The sequence below is a fragment of the Mesorhizobium sp. WSM4887 genome (assembly GCF_029625865.1).
GTDB lineage: Bacteria > Pseudomonadota > Alphaproteobacteria > Rhizobiales > Rhizobiaceae > Mesorhizobium.
The window spans coordinates 124,928-141,978 of record NZ_JARTVP010000004.1; the positions used below are offsets into that span (position 1 = coordinate 124,928).

Genomic DNA, 17,051 nt, shown 5'->3' on the forward strand with positions numbered 1-17,051 from the left:
AAGTTGTCGGAACAGGCAACCCCCTAAATTCCCGGGCCAAACTCTCCATTCTTCCTAGGTGGTAGTGCTGAAAGACGTCGCGGGTCTCGTCGCCGTCTGGTGTTTGCGTCGGCACTTACGCTACTTGCTGCGGTCCAATCCCACCTTAAAAATGCAACGCAGCCCGGAGCGATCGTAGACCAGCTCAACCCCGCCCGTTCTTTCGCTGTCGAACACTCGCTGCAGGAGTTGCGTACCAAAGCCGTGTTTGCCAGGCACGACCGGCGGGCCGCCTTCCTCGCACCATTTGAGGACCAGAATTCGGCCCCCATCTGCGTATTCCAACCGCCACGAGATCGAGACCGATCCGGTAGGATTGGAGAGCGCCCCATACTTGATGGCGTTCGTGGTAAGTTCATGAATGGCCAGCGCAAAGGAAAGCGCCACGTTCGAGGGCAACCAAACCGGCTCGCCTGTGAGATCGAACCGATCGAGAGAGGCATGCGGGTCGATCGAGGCGGCAATGAGCGTGCTGAGATCGGCACCGCTCCAATTCTCCCGGGTGAGGATATCATGCGCTTGTGCCAGCGAAACCAGCCGGGCCGAAAGCGCCTCCTTTGCGAGCGCGAGGCTGGTTGCGCTGCGCATGGTCTGGCTCGCGATTGCCTGAACTACGGCCAGCGTGTTCTTGACCCGGTGGTTTAGTTCATTGACCAACAGTTGGCGCTGCTCCTCACTCCGTTTGCGCTCGGAGATGTCCAGACTGATCTGGACAGCGCCTATTACCGCGCCTGCCGCATCGCGGACGGGCCGCGCGCTGGAAAGCAGGTAGCGTTGCACCCCGGATGGCAGCGTATAGGCGAATTCCTCACTGTCCGTTTCCTCGCCGCGCATGGCTCTGCTCAGCGGACGGTCTTCCCGGCTGATGGTCTGGCCGTCCTTGTACGCCAGCGTTTCGATCACCAAGTCGGGCGTCCCAAAGGATCTCCGGGACTCCGTCGATAGGCCCATCAGTTCCGCCGCGAACCGGTTGCGGATCACCTGTCGCGCTTGCGGATCATAGGTGAACCAGACCGCCACCGGCGCCGTATCCAGAACGGTTTCCAACTCGCGCGTGCGTTCCGCGATTGCACGGCCGGCTTTGATCATGGCTTGGGCAATCGTGTCGAACTCGGCGACAGACGTCGACATAGGTTTGACCTCGCTCCCTTTGCCGAGCGCATCGGCGCGCGCGGCGAGGTCGACTGTCGCCTTGGTGAAGGTTTTACCGACCACGTAGCCCAGAGTGAGCGAAAAAAGCAGCGCAGTTAGGCCTGTTGCGCCAATCTGTGCGAGAGACCACCAGAGAGGTGCCTGAACATCAGAAAGCGGAACATTGGCGGTGTAGAACCAGTCCGAATAGGGCGATCGATAGTACCCGGCCAGCAGCGTGGTGCCTTCGAAATTGCGAGATCGGAACGTACCGGAGCGGCCGACGACCTTTGCTAAATATTCCGGCAAACCGGGCTTGCCGGTCACCTCACCATGCAACTTGGACCTTGCAACGTAGTTGCCCTCACGATCACCGACAGCGACCGTCCACCCCGCTGGGACCGCGGGCAGCATAGCAAGGCGAATGCGTTCCGTCGGGACCGACATCGAAAGCAGCAACGACTGGCCTTTCGAGCCCGACACTTGTCTGGTGACCGCGATCCGGTATGCGTTCGATCGCGGCGCGGCGAACACGTTGCTGACCAGCACGCCAGCAAGATCCAGGTGCTCGCGCTCCTCGGGCGTCAGCGGTTCGGCCGAAGGCTCGGAGCCCTTGGCGGATTGAGTGCTTGCCAAGGCGCGGCCACCGAGATCACGCAGCGTGATTACCTGATCCGTACCCTGGACGAGGCGGCTCGCCTCGTTGCTAAAAGCCTGCAGATCATCATTGGCGAGAGCAGGCGACTTGGAGAGCCCTTCCAGAAGGGTCTTGAGATTGACGAGTTCGCCATCAACGACCAGCGACACCTGACGAGCAATCCAAAGCGCCTCCTGCTCGATACGAGACTGCTCATGCAGGGCGTAGGCAACGAACAGATAGGCAGCAAACAGCCAGACCGGCAACACGGCCGCTGCGATTAGTCCAAGCAGATGGGCTCGTACCGATCGACGAGGCAAATCTGTTTCCCTGTCTTCCCCAATACTGCAAGCTTAGCCGCAAGCTGGCGAACGACAAGCTTGGATTAACACTGCTGAACATGGCCAAGTTCGAAGGCCGCTTGGCGCCAGACAATGCGGCTAAGCGAAAATCACTGAGTTGCAAAGAGTCCCGCCCGAGGGGTGGACAGAGGAGCCACGCGGGAACCAGAGCTTGGTTTTGCCGTCATTTCCGGCTCGGCGGGCCAGCGTATCTCGTCGCCTTTCATTCGAGGGACGAAAAGGTGACGTACCCCTTCGCCGGCAAGACGGTACGCCTCCCTAGATGGATAATAAGCGCGCCCGAGCGCGGGGTCAGCCCGAGCGGTCTGCGCTACAGCGAACGCGATACCGTCGGGATGGCGGCAGACTGACAATTGCCGGCTTGGTCTTGCATGCGCCGCTGCGCTGAACCAACAGGAGTTTTCTGGATTGCTCGACCAGTCTGGAGCTCTTGGCAATCATCACTCGCGTCTGGTCGATCAGCTCTAGATAGCGCATCTCCTGCTGGCGGAGTTGGATCAGCAAGCGGCGACGATTTTCCCTCTTCATTGCCTTCATCAGATTCCCTTCTCATCATCCGACCGGCACCGACAAGCTTGAGCAGACTGCGGCCTTGCTGCATGTAAGCGGGCAAGAAACTCGCTGCATTAACCTTTGTGATTTGCGCCTCAAAACCACAACGGAACGACGTGGGGGATTTCGCGTTGTGGGCAATGCTTCTCCACGACCACATCAGCATGGCGCGGCGCCACGTCCGACAGGGCGAGCGGCACATCGCACGTCAGCACGAGCGGATTGCCTGCCTCAGAACCAGCAGGCTGCCGATCGAGGATGCATTGAGGCTCCTGAGCCTGTTGGAAGAGGTTTACGCATTGCAGCGGCAGCACCTGTCGCGACTGCTATCGAAATCGGCCGGTAAAGCAGTCTCGGAGCTTTCGGCCGAGACGCAAGTGGTGGCGGGCCGGAATGACGTGATTGCGATTCCCGAGCCCATTATCGGGCTCGGGCTGGAGCTGGAGCAAGCGCTTAAAGAAATCTTGAGCGAGTCGGCCGCCAAACCTTCCAAGGACAAACTTCACTAGCCAAGGCGGCTCTCTCGCTCCTCGGGAGTCCTACTGCAAAAAGCGGATCGCTTCAGCCCGCCTTCTCAAGAAAGCGCTTCGCCATAGCCAATGTGGACCTTTTGCCCGCGAATTATCCGACGCCGCAGGCGCGCTACGCTCTCCGTCGCTTAGAAACCGCGCGCCATAGGCGGGGCAGGTGTGACGTTTCGCGTCGGTTTGCGGTCGAAATCCGGAAGCAGCCACCCTATTTGCGTTGAGCCATGATCAGTCGGACCGATCTTTGAATGAGCGAAGCAGCCAAAAGGCGCGCGTTGCTGCTCCTCAATCCCAAGGCTCGGCGCGGCCAGGAGATGCTCGCGCCAATTGTGGAGCGGCTGGGGCGAGGTCGGCTTTCCGTCACCGTTGAGATGTTCGAGGCGTTGCCTGAAATCGCTCGAGACATCGTTCGCTTACGCCATATGGCCGATCTTGTGGTCGTGTGCGGTGGCGATGGTTCGGTGTCCTCGGCGGCGACGGCGTTCATGGAAAGCGGCCTGCCGATGGGCATCATTCCTATGGGGACGGCGAATGACCTTGCTCGTACGCTCAACATTCCGATGGATCTCCTGCAGGCCGCCGATGTGATCGCGCGAGGCCGAACCCGACTGATCGATGTCGGGACGGTCAACGGTCATGCCTTTTTCAATGTCGCAAGTATCGGACTCAGCACCGAACTGGCGCAGGGTCTTGACCCCGCACTGAAGAAACGCTTCGGCAGGCTGGGCTATGCGCTGGCGGCGATGAAAGTGTTGACCCGGGCCGCGCGGTTTCACGCGAAGATTACCGAGAAAGGCGCGGCGATCGAGGTGGAAACCTACCAGATCGCGGTTGGAAACGGTCGGCACTACGGCGGCGGCAACGTCGTGGAAGAAACGGCCGAGATCGATGACGGACATCTCGATCTCTATAGCTTGGAAATGACGAACCTCTGGAAGCTGGCGCTGATGCTCCGCTCTTTCCGTTCTGGAACGCATGGCGCATGGCGTGAGGTGCGCACGGCCAGGTGCGTCGAGTTCGACATCGAGACGCGGAAGGCGATGCCGGTCAACACCGATGGCGAGATCGTCACGTCGACACCGGCCCATTTCAAGGTTCGCCCAAAGGCGATCTCGGTCTTCGCGCCGGATCGCGCCGTGTGAGCGCCCCGTCTTACGGTTTGATCAGTTTCCAGTGCCTCGCCTTGCGCTCGATCAGCGGCAGAGCACGAATGGGCTCGCCGTTGAGGAGAGAAGGTCGAAAGCGACGAAGGCGAGCCTGGGCGTTCCAGGTCATGCGCGAATGGATGGCATGGAAGTTCGGCCGTCCGTCGGGATCCCGCGTGATCATCTCGCCGTCGATGATGAAGGACTCGGGTGTTCGGTTAGCGCGGTCCAAAAGAACGGCCGCCCCTGATGCTCTCGCTGGCCGGCTGACCTACTTTAAGCTAGCGAAGCTTGCGCCCGGGCACCGCCTTTTTGGATCAATGCTGGAAGCGGGACCGGCCGAAAGTTCCAAGCATCTACGCCAACGTCGTACTGGCGTGGAAGCGGCTTAAGCTTCCCATGCGAGTGACCGTGCAAATTGATCGACTTCTTGCCCATCTGATTCCAGGTGCGGAACGGATAGTGGCACAGGATGAGAAGCACCCCATTGAACCTGAGTTCCGCGTAATGCTGAATACTGGCCCATCCGTCGGCGGCGGTCGTTTCGTCCGGGTCATTGTTGCCGATGATCAGGTTCTTGCGCCCATTGAGGCGCGACAGAAGTGCCTCCCCGCCTGCTTTGCCGTGGCGCGCGAAGTCGCCAAGATGCCAGACCTCGTCGTCAGGCGTGACGGTCTCGTTCCAGAAAGAGATCAGCGCTTCGTCATGTTCGGCAAGCGATGCGAAAGGCCGCCGGTCAATCCGCAGGATGCGGGCATCATTGAAATGCGTGTCGCTCGTAAAAAATAGCATCAGGGCATGCCGGCAATGCAGATCGAAACCCACCCTGGGCCTAAGGCTAGCAGCCTTCGGCCCTTAGGGATCTTACCATTCGCACAATGATCCGATCATAAGGCGTTTTCTCCGATCTGCTGTAGTTGATCGTGAAAAGCGCGGCGCGGTCATCACAGACCCTGATGGCGCGAACATATCGGATCTCGCCGTTGTTGATCCCTGAATAGCTGGCCCAGGTCGAGGTCAGGCGCCGGTACGTCAACTTCCAGCCGGCCTTTTCGTCTTCCAGCATGCGATGCTCGATCTCGGCCCGAAAGCTGGCTCTTCCAAGTCTGGCGCCCCACACGGCAAGAAACGCGTCTTGTTCGCCTTGGAATGCAGCACCCTGATCCGAATGCTGGGTGAGGACGAAACCAGGCGGAACATCGAATGTGAAGCCCAGTTGCCGGACCCCAAACGGCTGCCACTCCTGGGCCTGAAGAGAGGCGGTGCAAAAAAGAAAAGCAAATATACTGAACGCAACCCGCATCGGCTTGATTTAGCGCCGCTTCATAGGGCGTCCAGATCAGTTGGGGGCCCCCCGGCCCACCATCTGGTGATCTATCGCAGAGCTGCAGCGGCGTTCGGGCCATGATCTCGACGGACAAGCCTGGCTTGGCGCAAGTGTGTCGCCGGACTTTGCGGGAAGCTGCCGTGGACCCGCAACCGTCGATGCGGCACACCAAGCTAACTCGAAGCCTGAACCGGCCGCCGTTCAGGCCCGAGCGGAAAAACTGGGGCGCAGGTCTGCTTCAGGAAAAGCTGGGCGTATACGTCCCGTTCTTCGACTGTGATACCTTGCTCGCGAGTCAATTGCTTGAAGGCTTCTCGCAACTGATCGAGGTCGAACGCTGAAATGTGTTTGGAGGTAGTCATTGCGCACCTGGGTGATGTTCCACTCATTTCTTGGCAGCTCGCGAGAGGCCTTGCGAAGGCTTGGCTTCCTGTCGGGTTCGCTTGCGCTGCTGTCTCCCAACGCGACGGCAATAGCCGACGCCACGTCGCACCGAACTGCGTTCAGCGAGGCTTGTTCCGCTGAACGGCTTGTCTTCTTTCTAATATTAGCAAAGTCTTTATGAAGGTCCCGCCGGCCCATGACTCGTTAACCATGGCAAAGGGCTTGAGCATTGGGCGACGAAGTGCATCGATGCAATCATCATTCAGGATGACGGCCGGGCCGGTCTGTCGACCCCATCACCATCCCTACTCGATCCCAACGCCCCCCGAAAACAAGGCCAAAGACATGGTGGATCTTATCTGGGAGCTGGCAGCGTTTGCTGGTGATAGGGAACGGGTAGACCAGCGGACTATTAACTCCGCCGGTCCTGGTTCGAATCCAGATTTGCAGCTAGAACTTCGTGTGAGAATTCAATTGCTTGGGATATGTCGTTTGCCGGCATCGCTGTCCGCGAGCTTCCCATACGACGATATATTAGCGAATTAACGAATCGTAGACCGCGCTGTCCTATTCTGGGACAGCGCGGACACTACCCATCGGCCGCGCAGGCGGCTCCGGCTTTCAGGCAACCCTACCCCTGGCCGGAGCCGCCACCTTTTACATACCAGCAAGGGTTGAATCAACCCTTACCAAGCATCCTCACTGGTGCATTTTGCCGATCGTTAGATTTTGAAATGTCGAGGATGTTAGCCGTACCGCGCGGGGATGATCTGCCTCCGCCGCATCCGATAGCATCCGGGAATCCGCCCCAAAGGCTTCGCCGATCATATTAGCGATCAACGATGTATTAACGACTAAGGCGCAGCCTTGCCGGATCGGGGACGAGAACCGCCCCCTGATCGACGATCCGGCGCTTTATGTGCCGAGACGTTCGACCGATGCGGAGCCAAACGCATGAGTGTCGAAACAGCGCTGGCGCAGCTGTTGCGCATGCTTCACCGTCGAGCCTTGAACCTGGCGGCGTTGCCGGACGATGAAAGACTTGCTCATTACGACCTCATCCGCCGCTCGTGCTGCGGAGCAGCCGAGCAAATCGGCCAGAGCCCCGACAATGCCGCCATCACGGCAAACAGCGTGGTCGAATTCACCCGCGCCATGGTGGGCATCATCGAGGCAAGGCGCGGGTAAGAAGGCGGCGAGGAAGAGCTGATCGGCTGTCGCGGCAAGCGGCTCATGGCAAATGGCGAAGCCGAGATCGCGCCCTTTCCCTATCTGCCTGCGCCGGCCTCTGCTCCGCCTACTCCGCCGCCGCGTATCCCGCGATGCCCTTGATCTCCAGAAAATCCTCGAGACCGTATTCGGCATATTCGCGGCCGTTGCCGGACTGCTTGTAGCCGCCGAAGGGCAGGCCGGCGTCCCACGTCGGATAGTTGATATAGACGTTGCCGGAGCGCATGCGGGCCGCGGCCTGGCGCGCCTTCTCGATGTCCTTGGCCTGGATGTAGGAGGCGAGGCCGAAGACGGTGTCGTTGGCCAGCTCGATCGCCTGCTCGACCGTGTCGTAAGGCATGATCGACAGCACCGGCCCGAAGATTTCTTCGCGCGCGATGCGCATGTCGTGCGTCACGTTGGCGAAGACGGTCGGGCGGACATAGTAGCCGCGGTTGAGCTCGGCCGGACGGCCGGGGCCGCCAGCGATCAGGGTCGCGCCTTCGTCGATGCCGCTCTGGATCAGGTCTTGAATCTTGTCGAACTGCAGCTGGCTTACCACCGGGCCGAGCTTCGTTCCCGGCGCGTCGGCCGGCCCGACGGTGAGTTTCTCCGCCGCCGTCCTGGCATAGCCGGCGGCCTCGTCATGCCGGTCGCGCGGCACGAACATGCGGGTCGGCGCGTTGCAGGACTGGCCGCTATTGCCAAAGCAGCCGGCCACGCCCTTGGTCACCGCCCTTTGCAGATCGACGTCGGGGAACAGGATGTTGGCGGATTTACCGCCGAGCTCCTGATGCACACGCTTCACCGTGTCGGCGGCCGCCTTGGCGACGAGGATGCCGGCCCGCGTCGAGCCGGTGAAGGACATCATGTCGACATCCGGATGGCTGGCCAAAGCCTGCCCGACAGTTGGGCCATCGCCGTTGACCAGGTTGAAGACGCCCTTCGGCACACCGGCCTCGTCCATGATCTCTGCGAAGATGATGGCGTCGAGCGGCGCGATCTCCGACGGCTTCAGCACCATGGTGCAGCCGGCGGCGAGCGCCGGGCCGACCTTGCAGGTGATCTGGTTGAGCGGCCAGTTCCAGGGCGTGATCAGGCCGACGACGCCGATCGGCTCCTTGACGATCAGCGAGGAGCCTTTGACATGGCGAAACTGGAAGGTCTTCAGCACCTCGGCCATCTTCTCCAGATGCGCCTGGCCGACGCCGACCTGGCTGTCCAGCGCCATCTGGCGCGGCGCGCCCATCTCGCGCGAGACGGCGAGCGCAAGGTCCTTGCTGCGCTTCTTGTAGACCTCGATGACGCGGTTGAGGATGTCGAGGCGCTCCTCGACTTCACTGAAGCCGAAAGTAGCGAAGGCGCGCCTGGCGGCAGCGACCGCCTTGTCGACATCGGCCTTGGTGCCCAGCGAGATCTGCGCGAAGGCGTCTTCGTTCGACGGATCGATGACGTCGAAATTGTTCGGCACCACCGGATCGACCCACACGCCTTCGATATAGAACTGCAGATTGTGCGACATATCTTCTCCCTTCGGCGCGCTTGGCGAGCGTCATATTCCGCCAGAGATAACGACGCGCGTATGGCAACGCAAGACAGGGTCGTTGAGCCAGCGGCGGAGCCGTACCGCAGTCCGCTAAGAGTTCAGTCCTCAAAGGAACTGGCGGCCACATAGATCGCGGCAAGCTTCTCGATGCCGGCCTGGTCTTCCTTGTCGAAGCGGCCTGGCAGCGGGCTGTCGAGATCGAGCACGCCGAAGATGCCTTCGTCGTCGCGCAAGAGCACGACCAGTTCCGAGCGCGAGTCGGCATCGCAGGCGATGTGGCCGGGAAAATCGTGCACGTCCTTGATCAGCATCGACATATCGAGATCGACCGCCGTGCCGCAGACGCCCTTGCCGACCGCTATGCGCACGCAGGCCGGCTTGCCCTGGAAGGGGCCGAGCACCAGCTCTTCGTCGGATTGAAGGAAATAGAAACCCGCCCAGTTGAGGTCGGGCACCATCTGGTAGATGAGCGCCGAGGTGTTGGCGGCGTTGGCGATCGAGTCTCGCTCGCCTTCCAGCAGCGCTTTCAATTGCCTGGCCAGCTCATCGTAGAAGGCCGGCTTGTTGCTCGTGTCGAGGGCCGTTGCCGCAAACATCCTAGTCGTTTCTCCGTTGCTAAGGCGCTGAAGCGCCCGCTACAGTTTGGCCTTATCTGCCACCAATGCTGCGCGCGGGAAATACACAAGTCGTGAGCGCCATTCTCGCCAACCGAAAACGCGACCGCGCGCAGCCGGAGGCAGGCGAGACCCCGCTCACCTTTGCGGTGCTGGTCTTTCCCGGCTTTCCGATGATGGCGTTTTCTTCTGTCATCGAGCCGCTGCGCGGCGCCAACATTCTTGCGAAGCGCGACTGCTACCGATGGGTGATCGTCGGCGCGGATCAGGGCACGGTCGAAGCCTCCAACGGCGTCGTCATCCAGCCCGGCTTCTCGGCCGCCAACGCACCGAAGGTCGATCGCATCGTCGTCTGCTCGGGCGGCGATGCCGACCATGTCGTGGCCGACGAGGCGATGAGCTGGATCCGCAAAAGCCTGCGCGGTGGCGCGCATATCGGCGCGGTGGCGGATGCGGCGTTCTTCCTCGCCCGCGCCGGCCTGCTCGACGGCCATGCCTGCACCTTGCACTGGACCAGCCAGGCCGCTTTCACCGAGGCGTTTCCCGACATCGAGCTCAGGCGCGATCTCTTCGTCATCGACCGCAAGCGTTTTACCTCGGCCGGCGGCGTCGGCAGCCTCGACATGATGCTGGAGATCATCACGCGCGACTACGGCGCCGAGCTTGCCGCGGGTGTCGCGGAATGGTTCGTGCACTCTCCCCTGCGGTCGAGCGTCGACCGCAAGCTGATGCCGCTGCGCCTGCGCACCGGGGTGCAGAACGAGCTGGTGCTGTCGGCGATCGCCATCATGGAGGACGCGGTCGAGGAACGGCTCGGCATGGCGGAGCTGGCTGAGCGGCTTGGGGTCTCGCCCGACAAGCTCGAGCGCAATTTCCGCGCCGAGCTGGATATCTCGCCGAACGGCTATTACCGGCGGCTCAGGCTGAAGCGCGCCGCCGATCTGCTGGCGCATTCGACGCTGATGGTGCGCGATGTTGCGCTGGCCTGCGGTTTTGCTTCGATGTCCAGTTTCGCGCGGGCGTTTCGCGAGGAGCATGGGCACGCGCCGAAGGCGATGCGAAGGCATTAGGGTGCGCTTTGCTGCTACTACGCAGACTTCCTTCACACCCCCTCTGTCCCGCCGACATTGCAGTGACGACATCGGTCGCGCGGCATCCTGCACGACATTTGCGGAATGCCGCACAAGCTCTGCATCCTGCCCGGCTATGTTCGCGGGAACAGGAGGCACCCATGAGCATCGTCGTTTTCGATCCCGACAGCACCGAGGATGTGGACTTCAAGGACCGCATGCGCCACCCGGCCGCGGCCGATCCCGCCGACGGCATGTGGCTCTCCGACACCGAGCCGTCCTTCATCGACGCTGACGCTCTGCGCAAGGGGCGCCTCGCCAAACTGCGCGCCTGGATGCGCGAGGCGGGCTATGGCGGCGTCGTGCTGTTCGACCCCTATAACCAGCGCTACGCCACCGGCTCGCGCAACATGTTCGGCTATTTCCTGCGCAATTCGACCCGCTACTTCTTCATCCCGACCGATGGGCCAATCGTGCTGTTCGAATATCCGCAGAGCTACCATGTCTCGATGGTGCTCGACACGATCGACGAGGCGCGTCCTTCCAAGCTCGTCTGGTCCTCCGTCTCCGGTCGCGACGACGAGACGGCGGGGCCGTTCGCCGACGAGATCACCGAGCTTCTGAAGAGGCATGGCGGCGGCTCGATGAAGCTCGGCCTCGACCGCTGCAGCCATCTGCAGGCGGTGGCTCTGGAAAAGCGCGGCTGCGAGGTGAAGGACTGCCAGGGCGAGATTCTTGCCGTGCGCGCGGTGAAAACGCCGGAGGAGGTGAAATGCCTGCAGGCTTCCATGGCCGGAGCCGAAGCCGCGGTGGCCGCCGTGCGCCAGGCGATCAAGCCCGGCGTTTCCGAAAACGAGCTCTTCGCCATTATGTATCACGAGGTGATCCGCCAGGGCGGCGAGTTCATCGAGACCCGGCTGCTGACTTCAGGACAGCGCACCAATCCGTGGTTCAACGAGGCGAGCGGCCGCAAGATCAGGCCGGGCGAGCTGGTCGCGCTCGATACCGACACCATCGGCTGCTACGGCTATTATTCCGACTTCTCGCGCACCTTCCGCTGCGGCCCGGGCAAGCCGACGCCCTACCAGAAATCGCTCTACCGCATGGCGCACGACCAGGTCCAGCACAACATTTCCATCGTGAAACCCGGCATGGCCTTCCGCGAGATCGCCGAGAGGGCCTGGAAAATCCCGGACCGCTTCGTCGACCAGCGCTATACCTCGGTCATGCACGGCGTCGGCATGCATGGCGAGACGCCCTTCATCGCCCACGCGATGGATTACGAGACGTACGGCCGCGACGGCATGATCGTGCCGGGCATGGTGGTGAGCGTCGAAAGCTATATCGGCGAGAAAGGCGGCCGCGAGGGCGTCAAGCTGGAGGACGAGATTCTTATTACCGAAACGGGGACCGAGCTGCTTTCGCGGTTTCCTTATGAGGATGAGTTTCTGGAATGAGCGGTTTGATGCCGATACGCTCTGTTGGAGCCGCCCATACATTGTCGCAGGCGTTCGAGATTGGCCGCCGCACTCATGTCGTCGTCATCCTCGGGCGAAGCAAGGAGCGAAGCGACGCGGCGCAGGCCATAGGATCCATTCCGTTACGTCGGAGCGCCGCAACGGTGCAGAATTCTGTTAGGCCGAACTCTTCGATCAAGGTAACGGAATGGATTCCGGGGTCTTCGCGACGCCGCTTCGCGGCTGCTTCGCGCTGGAATGACGAAGCTGATACGCTGCGGCCCATTCCGACGCGCCGCGGCACCCCTTCGAGAGCATCCGCATGAAATCCCCCATTTCCATCCGGCGCGGCACGGTGGCCGCGGTGTTCATCGATCTTCAGGAGGAGCATCGCAAGGACAAGCGCTATCTGGTCGAGGGCTTTGCCGACATCCTCGCCAACGTCCAACGCCTGCAGGAGGCGGCGCGGCGCAATTTCGTGCCGCTCTATCATTGGGCCTATATTGTCGACCTCGCCGAGGCGCGGCCGTTCCATCCGCTCGACGAGAGCGGCAAGTCGGCCTTCTCCGACAAGGACGATCCGCTGACGGCGATCTGCCATGAAGTGGCGCCGCAAAACGGCGAAGCCACTCTGGTCAAGCAGGAAGCCAGCGTCTTCGGCAAGAACGATTTTGGCGACAAGCTCGAAGCAGCCGGCATCGAATGGCTGGTGATTGCCGGCGTGTGGACCGAAGCCTGCATCGACGCCACGGTGAAGGACGCGGTGGCGCACGGTTTTCGCGTGCTCCTGGTCAAGGATGCCTGCGGCAGCGGCAGCAGCGCCATGCACCAGACCGGCATCCTCAACCTCGCCAACCGCCTCTATGGCGGCGCCGTGACCAACACGCTCGACGCTTGCCGGCTGATGGCAGGCGACACGGTGAGCGTGTGGCAGGTCGAGGGATCGGTGCCGCTGCGCTTCACCTTCGAGAATGCGGCGCAACTTTACGCAGAGCTCTGACCGCGAAGACCGGAGACCCAGCCGCCCGGCAAGGCGCAGCAATTATGCGCGTCAGCCAACTTTAGCCTGCGGAACAGCGCACAAGAATTGCGGAAAACCAAACATTTCGTCGCGGAAAGCGGACCTATGATCCCCTCGCAGGCAACGGCGCCCAGCGGCCGTATCCGCCTCCGCGCCTGACGGCAGGGGGGCGCCCCTGGGTTTCGTGCAGGTCGTTGCCGCCAAAAGCCGCCGCGCGGGCGACCTGCACCAACAATAGAGGGAACGACAATGAAATTCATGCTGACCGACAGAAAACTGCACCCGCGGGCAAAGCCGACCGCGGGTGATTTCAAGAAGGGCGCGATCAGCCGGCGCGAGTATCTGGCGCTTATGGCCGGCTTGGGCGTCAGCGCCGTCGGCGCGCTGGCGCTGGGCGGCCTTACTCCCTCGCCCGCTCGGGCCGAGGAGCCGAAGCGCGGCGGGGTCCTGCGCGTCGCCATGAACGTGAAGGGCTTCAAGGATCCGCGCACTTTCGATGGCGTCGAGATGTCGAATGTGGCGCGCCATTGCAACGAATATCTGGTGCGCTGGAAAACCGACTTCACCTTCGAGCCCTGGCTGCTCGAAAACTGGGAGACCAGCGACGACGCCAAGACGATCACGCTTCACGTGCGCAAAGGCATCACCTGGTCGAACAGCGACACTTTCAACGCCGACGACGTGATCCACAACCTCAACCGCTGGTGCGATGCCTCGGTCGCCGGCAATTCGGTCGCCGCGCGCATGGGCGCGCTGGTCAACGCCGACACCAAGAAGCCGGTCGACGGCGGCATCCAGAAAGTCGACGACTACACCGTCAAGCTCAACCTGCCAAAGCCCGACATCTCGCTGATCGCCGGCATGGCCGACTATCCGGCGCTGATCATGCACCGCTCCTATGAAGGCGATGCCGATCCGAAGAAGGCTTTGGCCATCACCACCGGCCCGTGCGAGCTGGTGAGTTGGGACGCCGAGACCGGTGCGGAGGTGAAGCGCAAGGACAAGCCTTGGTGGAAGGGCGAGTTCTATCTCGACGGCATCAAGTGGGTCGACTACGGCTCCGATCCCAACGCCATGCTGTCGGCCTTCGAATCCGGCGAGATCGACACCGACCACGAGACCGCCTCGGACGCCGTGTCGCAGACCGAGCAGATGGGACTCGAGAATTCCGAGATCGCGACCGGCTCGACCATCGTCGCGCGCTTCAATGTCGGCAACGCGCCCTATGACGACGTCAAGGTGCGCCGTGCCGCCCAGCTTGCCGTCGACAATGCGGCCGTGCTGAAGCTCGGCCTCGACGGCAGGGGCAAGCCCGCCGATAACCACCATGTCGGACCGATGCATCCCGAATTCGCCGATATCGGCCCAGCCAAGCGCGATGTCGACGCCGCGAAGAAGCTGTTGGCCGAATCCGGCAAGGCCGACCACGAATACGAGCTGATCTCGGTCGACGTCGAATGGCAAAAGAGCACCGCCGACGCGATCGCCGCCCAGATCCGCGAGGCCGGCCTCAAGATCAAGCGGACCGTGCTGCCGGCTGCCACCTTCTGGAACGACTGGAGCAAGTTCCCCTACTCCTGCACCGAATGGCTCGGCCGTCCGCTCGGCGTCCAGGTGCTGGCCCTGGCCTATAAATCAGGCGCGGCCTGGAACGAAAGCGCTTATTCGAACAAGGAGTTCGACGAGCTTCTCGATAAAGCACTTGCGACGCCGGACGCCGCCCAGCGCAAGGAGATCATGGCCAAGATCGAGCAGAATTTGCGCGACTCCGGCATCATCATCCAGCCCTACTGGCGCTCGGTCTACCGCACCTACCGCAAGGGCGTGCATGGCTGCGAGCAGCACCAGGCGCTCGAGCAGCATTTCGAGACGGTTTGGCTGGAGTCCTGATTCCTCCCAGGACCGATCGCGACGATCTGGGCCTGAGCGGCGCCGTGCAGCGCTGCGCCCAGCTTCCGGACAATGTCTGGACGCAGCACGGGCTGGTCGAATGCCTGAAGCGGCGCCGCGAGAGCGAGGAGCTGCCGGGCTTGCAGGCGAAACTTGCTTTGGCTCTGACCAAGGCGGACGTGCCGATCACTTCGTCATGCCTCTGCCGCACGAGCGTGCGGGCAGACCACTGCTGTTGTCGCTGAAACAGCGTACGGCCGCCCTCAAAGTGGAAGGCGGCCCGGCCGTTGCTAAGAGAAGATTTTCGCCAATTCGTCGACGCTGGTGCCTTCCTTGACTTGGCGCAGTTCGACATAGCTGACCGCGGTGGCGACGGAGAGCACCATCGAGACGACGGCCTGCACCACGGCGGCTCCCAGTTCGGCGAGGATCCCGCCGAAGAGGAGCAGCACCACCAGAATCCCCCACTGGATAACCATCGCGATGATGACCAGGATGAGGAAGAGGCCGAACAGCGACCAGCGATTGCCTTTGGTCAGCGCTCGGCTGCGAGACATCGAGCCGAATACGCCCAACCGCTCCTGGATGAGAACGGGAACCGACATCGACCAGCCGAGCCACAGGATGATGCCGGGAACGATCAGCGCGATCATCGCAAGCGCTGAGCCGATGCCGACGAGCAGGCCGATCGCGAGCGTCGGCAACAGGAAGCGGATGGCAATCTGCACGCTGTCGCCGAAGGATGGCCGCCTTCCGTTCAGATCCTCGATCGTTGCCCGCACCAGCGACGACTGGAGCAGCAGCGTGAAGACGAAGGAAATCAATCCCGCGAGGATGCTGAGATAGGAGTTGCGCAGCATCGCGTTCGGATCCGCCATGGCACTCGGATCGCCATTCATCACCGCTTCCATCTGCGGTTGGGTCCATAACCTGATGAGCAGCGTCGGCAGGCCGGCAAACAAAAGCCCAAGCCCGACGCAGAGTCCTATGTTGCGCGTGATGACGGCAAAAGTGCTGTTAAACACCCTGCCGATTTCGAATCTGCCTGGTCGTCCCAATGTCGCAGTGGTCATGATAGCTTTCCCCCGAGCCGCTGCCGAATCCAATTCGGCAACTTCAAAGTAAATCTGCCAAGAACGGCGGACCCCGTCCAGTGGACTTGCAATTGTTTCGGGTATTCCCGGTGTCAGCCAGAACCGCCGACTGCAGCAAAAGCTCACGGTCGCGCTCTGATTTGAGGCCAGGAAGGCGATTTTGCAGGACAGGCAGGCTCTCAGCGGGGGCTGCCGCTCACCAGCACTTCGGCCGGCCTCGCCAGCATCCCAGACTACGAGAATATCTCCGCCAGTTCATCGACGCCGGTGCCTTCCTTGACCTGGCGCAGTTCGACATAGCTGACGGCGGCTGCGACGGAACCCACCATCGAGCCGATGCTCTGGACCATGGCGGCCACGACGGCGGCGACGATGCCATGGAATAGATAAGCGACCACTCCGGTTATGGATTGAATCACGAGCCCCATGATGACCAGGATCACGAAAAGGCCAAACAGAGCCCAGCGGCTGCCTTTGGTCAGGGCGCGGCTGCGCGACATCGAGCCGAAGACGCCCAAGCGCTCCTGAATGAGCACCGGTATTGCCACCGACCAGCCGAGCCCGAGGATGATTCCGGGCACCAGCAAGGCAATCGAGGCCGCGCCCACGCCGAGCGCTACAAGCAGACCTATGGCGACCGTGGGCAACAGGAAGCGGATCGCTGTTGCGATGGAATCCCCGAAAGTCGGCTTCTTGCCGTTCATGTCCTCGATCGCCACCCGGACGAGGCTCGACTGCAACAGAACCGCAAAGGCGAGATAAAGTATTACAATGACCGCAGTTCCAATGATGAAGCCGAGCTTGTGGTTCGTGATAGCCGCGGCGAAATTCGCCGGATTTCCAGTATGGGAATTCAGACCCACGTGCTGGGTGACCAGTTGTGGCATAAGTTGGGTGACCAGTTGCGGCAGTCCTGAAAACAGCGCCGCAAGACCAACGCAGAGTACAATGTTACGACCGATCACGGAGAAAGTGTTGTTGAACACTCGGCCGATCTGAAAATTCTCCGGCCGTACCAACGCGGCTGAAGTCATGACGCCCTCCCC

18 protein-coding genes are annotated in these 17,051 nt (G+C 61.7%); 9 read left to right on the plus strand and 9 right to left on the minus strand.

Annotation, left to right across the window (positions count from 1 at the left end):
- Positions 1 to 120: 120 nt before the first annotated feature.
- Positions 121 to 2,076, minus strand: coding sequence for an HWE histidine kinase domain-containing protein (locus P9230_RS17525; protein WP_278120146.1), 1,956 nt, complete (start codon positions 2,074 to 2,076; stop codon positions 121 to 123).
- 384 nt (positions 2,077 to 2,460) lie between these two features.
- The gene (locus tag P9230_RS17530; RefSeq protein ID WP_095824759.1) at positions 2,461 to 2,706 is read right to left on the minus strand and encodes a hypothetical protein; all 246 of its coding nucleotides are present in this window, start codon (positions 2,704 to 2,706) and stop codon (positions 2,461 to 2,463) included.
- 146 nt (positions 2,707 to 2,852) lie between these two features.
- On the opposite strand from P9230_RS17530, the gene P9230_RS17535 reads away from it, so the two are divergent.
- Together P9230_RS17535 and P9230_RS17540 are read left to right on the plus strand one after the other, a co-directional pair.
- Positions 2,853 to 3,230 (plus strand): hypothetical protein, encoded by a 378-nt coding sequence (locus P9230_RS17535; RefSeq protein ID WP_278120147.1) that lies wholly within the window; start codon positions 2,853 to 2,855, stop codon positions 3,228 to 3,230.
- Between the two features lie 266 nt (positions 3,231 to 3,496).
- On the plus strand, positions 3,497 to 4,390 hold the full coding sequence (locus P9230_RS17540; protein ID WP_278120148.1) for a lipid kinase: 894 nt from the start codon (positions 3,497 to 3,499) through the stop codon (positions 4,388 to 4,390).
- Positions 4,391 to 4,400: 10 nt separating this feature from the next.
- On the opposite strand, the gene P9230_RS17545 is transcribed toward P9230_RS17540, so the two are convergent.
- From P9230_RS17545 to P9230_RS17555, 3 genes are read right to left on the minus strand one after another with little or no spacing between them, the layout of a single operon-like run.
- Positions 4,401 to 4,625 (minus strand): hypothetical protein, encoded by a 225-nt coding sequence (locus P9230_RS17545; protein WP_278120149.1) that lies wholly within the window; start codon positions 4,623 to 4,625, stop codon positions 4,401 to 4,403.
- 44 nt (positions 4,626 to 4,669) lie between these two features.
- Positions 4,670 to 5,185 carry a metallophosphoesterase gene (locus tag P9230_RS17550; RefSeq protein WP_067329925.1) on the minus strand — a complete coding sequence of 172 codons (516 nt, stop codon included), beginning with the start codon at positions 5,183 to 5,185 and terminating at the stop codon, positions 4,670 to 4,672.
- A 46-nt stretch (positions 5,186 to 5,231) separates the two neighbouring features.
- Positions 5,232 to 5,696, minus strand: a complete 465-nt coding sequence (locus tag P9230_RS17555) for a hypothetical protein (RefSeq protein ID WP_278120150.1) — start codon at positions 5,694 to 5,696, stop codon at positions 5,232 to 5,234.
- A gap of 101 nt (positions 5,697 to 5,797) precedes the next feature.
- Here P9230_RS17555 and P9230_RS17560 point away from each other — a divergent pair, with 101 nt between their 5' ends.
- Positions 5,798 to 6,061 carry a hypothetical protein gene (locus P9230_RS17560; protein WP_095801247.1) on the plus strand — a complete coding sequence of 88 codons (264 nt, stop codon included), beginning with the start codon at positions 5,798 to 5,800 and terminating at the stop codon, positions 6,059 to 6,061.
- A gap of 997 nt (positions 6,062 to 7,058) precedes the next feature.
- Complete coding sequence (locus P9230_RS17565; protein WP_067329916.1) at positions 7,059 to 7,292, plus strand: hypothetical protein; 234 nt, start codon at positions 7,059 to 7,061, stop codon at positions 7,290 to 7,292.
- A gap of 109 nt (positions 7,293 to 7,401) precedes the next feature.
- On the opposite strand, the gene P9230_RS17570 is transcribed toward P9230_RS17565, so the two are convergent.
- Positions 7,402 to 8,835: an aldehyde dehydrogenase family protein gene (locus tag P9230_RS17570; protein WP_095801246.1), complete on the minus strand. Its 1,434-nt coding sequence runs from the start codon at positions 8,833 to 8,835 to the stop codon at positions 7,402 to 7,404.
- A gap of 122 nt (positions 8,836 to 8,957) precedes the next feature.
- Positions 8,958 to 9,455 (minus strand): GAF domain-containing protein, encoded by a 498-nt coding sequence (locus P9230_RS17575; protein ID WP_067000588.1) that lies wholly within the window; start codon positions 9,453 to 9,455, stop codon positions 8,958 to 8,960.
- Between the two features lie 191 nt (positions 9,456 to 9,646).
- On the opposite strand from P9230_RS17575, the gene P9230_RS17580 reads away from it, so the two are divergent.
- The 5 genes from P9230_RS17580 to P9230_RS17600 all read left to right on the plus strand — a co-directional run bounded on the left by P9230_RS17580 (position 9,647) and on the right by P9230_RS17600 (position 15,156).
- On the plus strand, positions 9,647 to 10,543 hold the full coding sequence (locus P9230_RS17580; RefSeq protein WP_164747433.1) for a GlxA family transcriptional regulator: 897 nt from the start codon (positions 9,647 to 9,649) through the stop codon (positions 10,541 to 10,543).
- Positions 10,544 to 10,704: 161 nt separating this feature from the next.
- On the plus strand, positions 10,705 to 12,000 hold the full coding sequence (locus tag P9230_RS17585) for a Xaa-Pro peptidase family protein (protein ID WP_278120151.1): 1,296 nt from the start codon (positions 10,705 to 10,707) through the stop codon (positions 11,998 to 12,000).
- Between the two features lie 322 nt (positions 12,001 to 12,322).
- Entirely contained in the window at positions 12,323 to 13,000 is a 678-nt protein-coding gene (locus P9230_RS17590) for an isochorismatase family protein (RefSeq protein ID WP_278056019.1), read from the plus strand.
- Positions 13,001 to 13,270: 270 nt separating this feature from the next.
- Complete coding sequence (locus P9230_RS17595; RefSeq protein WP_278120152.1) at positions 13,271 to 14,911, plus strand: ABC transporter substrate-binding protein; 1,641 nt, start codon at positions 13,271 to 13,273, stop codon at positions 14,909 to 14,911.
- On the plus strand, positions 14,896 to 15,156 hold the full coding sequence (locus P9230_RS17600; RefSeq protein WP_347404000.1) for a hypothetical protein: 261 nt from the start codon (positions 14,896 to 14,898) through the stop codon (positions 15,154 to 15,156). Before P9230_RS17595 ends, P9230_RS17600 begins: the two co-directional genes overlap by 16 nt.
- Before the next feature lie 45 nt (positions 15,157 to 15,201).
- On the opposite strand, the gene P9230_RS17605 is transcribed toward P9230_RS17600, so the two are convergent.
- Both P9230_RS17605 and P9230_RS17610 read right to left on the minus strand, forming a co-directional pair.
- The gene (locus P9230_RS17605; protein WP_095783213.1) at positions 15,202 to 15,984 is read right to left on the minus strand and encodes a hypothetical protein; all 783 of its coding nucleotides are present in this window, start codon (positions 15,982 to 15,984) and stop codon (positions 15,202 to 15,204) included.
- Positions 15,985 to 16,238: 254 nt separating this feature from the next.
- Positions 16,239 to 17,039 (minus strand): hypothetical protein, encoded by an 801-nt coding sequence (locus P9230_RS17610; RefSeq protein WP_278120153.1) that lies wholly within the window; start codon positions 17,037 to 17,039, stop codon positions 16,239 to 16,241.
- Positions 17,040 to 17,051: the final 12 nt, after the last annotated feature.

Bases quoted from the DNA above. Each gene is read 5' to 3' on its own strand.
- P9230_RS17530 (WP_095824759.1), bottom strand. From the start codon at position 2,706: ATGAAGGCAATGAAGAGGGAAAATCGTCGCCGCTTGCTGATCCAACTC.
- P9230_RS17540 (WP_278120148.1), top strand. From the start codon at position 3,497: ATGAGCGAAGCAGCCAAAAGGCGCGCGTTGCTGCTCCTCAATCCCAAG.
- P9230_RS17550 (WP_067329925.1), bottom strand. From the start codon at position 5,185: ATGCTATTTTTTACGAGCGACACGCATTTCAATGATGCCCGCATCCTG.
- P9230_RS17555 (WP_278120150.1), bottom strand. From the start codon at position 5,696: ATGCGGGTTGCGTTCAGTATATTTGCTTTTCTTTTTTGCACCGCCTCT.
- P9230_RS17560 (WP_095801247.1), top strand. From the start codon at position 5,798: ATGATCTCGACGGACAAGCCTGGCTTGGCGCAAGTGTGTCGCCGGACT.
- P9230_RS17565 (WP_067329916.1), top strand. From the start codon at position 7,059: ATGAGTGTCGAAACAGCGCTGGCGCAGCTGTTGCGCATGCTTCACCGT.
- P9230_RS17570 (WP_095801246.1), bottom strand. From the start codon at position 8,835: ATGTCGCACAATCTGCAGTTCTATATCGAAGGCGTGTGGGTCGATCCG.
- P9230_RS17575 (WP_067000588.1), bottom strand. From the start codon at position 9,455: ATGTTTGCGGCAACGGCCCTCGACACGAGCAACAAGCCGGCCTTCTAC.
- P9230_RS17580 (WP_164747433.1), top strand. From the start codon at position 9,647: ATGATGGCGTTTTCTTCTGTCATCGAGCCGCTGCGCGGCGCCAACATT.
- P9230_RS17585 (WP_278120151.1), top strand. From the start codon at position 10,705: ATGAGCATCGTCGTTTTCGATCCCGACAGCACCGAGGATGTGGACTTC.
- P9230_RS17590 (WP_278056019.1), top strand. From the start codon at position 12,323: ATGAAATCCCCCATTTCCATCCGGCGCGGCACGGTGGCCGCGGTGTTC.
- P9230_RS17595 (WP_278120152.1), top strand. From the start codon at position 13,271: ATGAAATTCATGCTGACCGACAGAAAACTGCACCCGCGGGCAAAGCCG.
- P9230_RS17605 (WP_095783213.1), bottom strand. From the start codon at position 15,984: ATGACCACTGCGACATTGGGACGACCAGGCAGATTCGAAATCGGCAGG.
- P9230_RS17610 (WP_278120153.1), bottom strand. From the start codon at position 17,039: ATGACTTCAGCCGCGTTGGTACGGCCGGAGAATTTTCAGATCGGCCGA.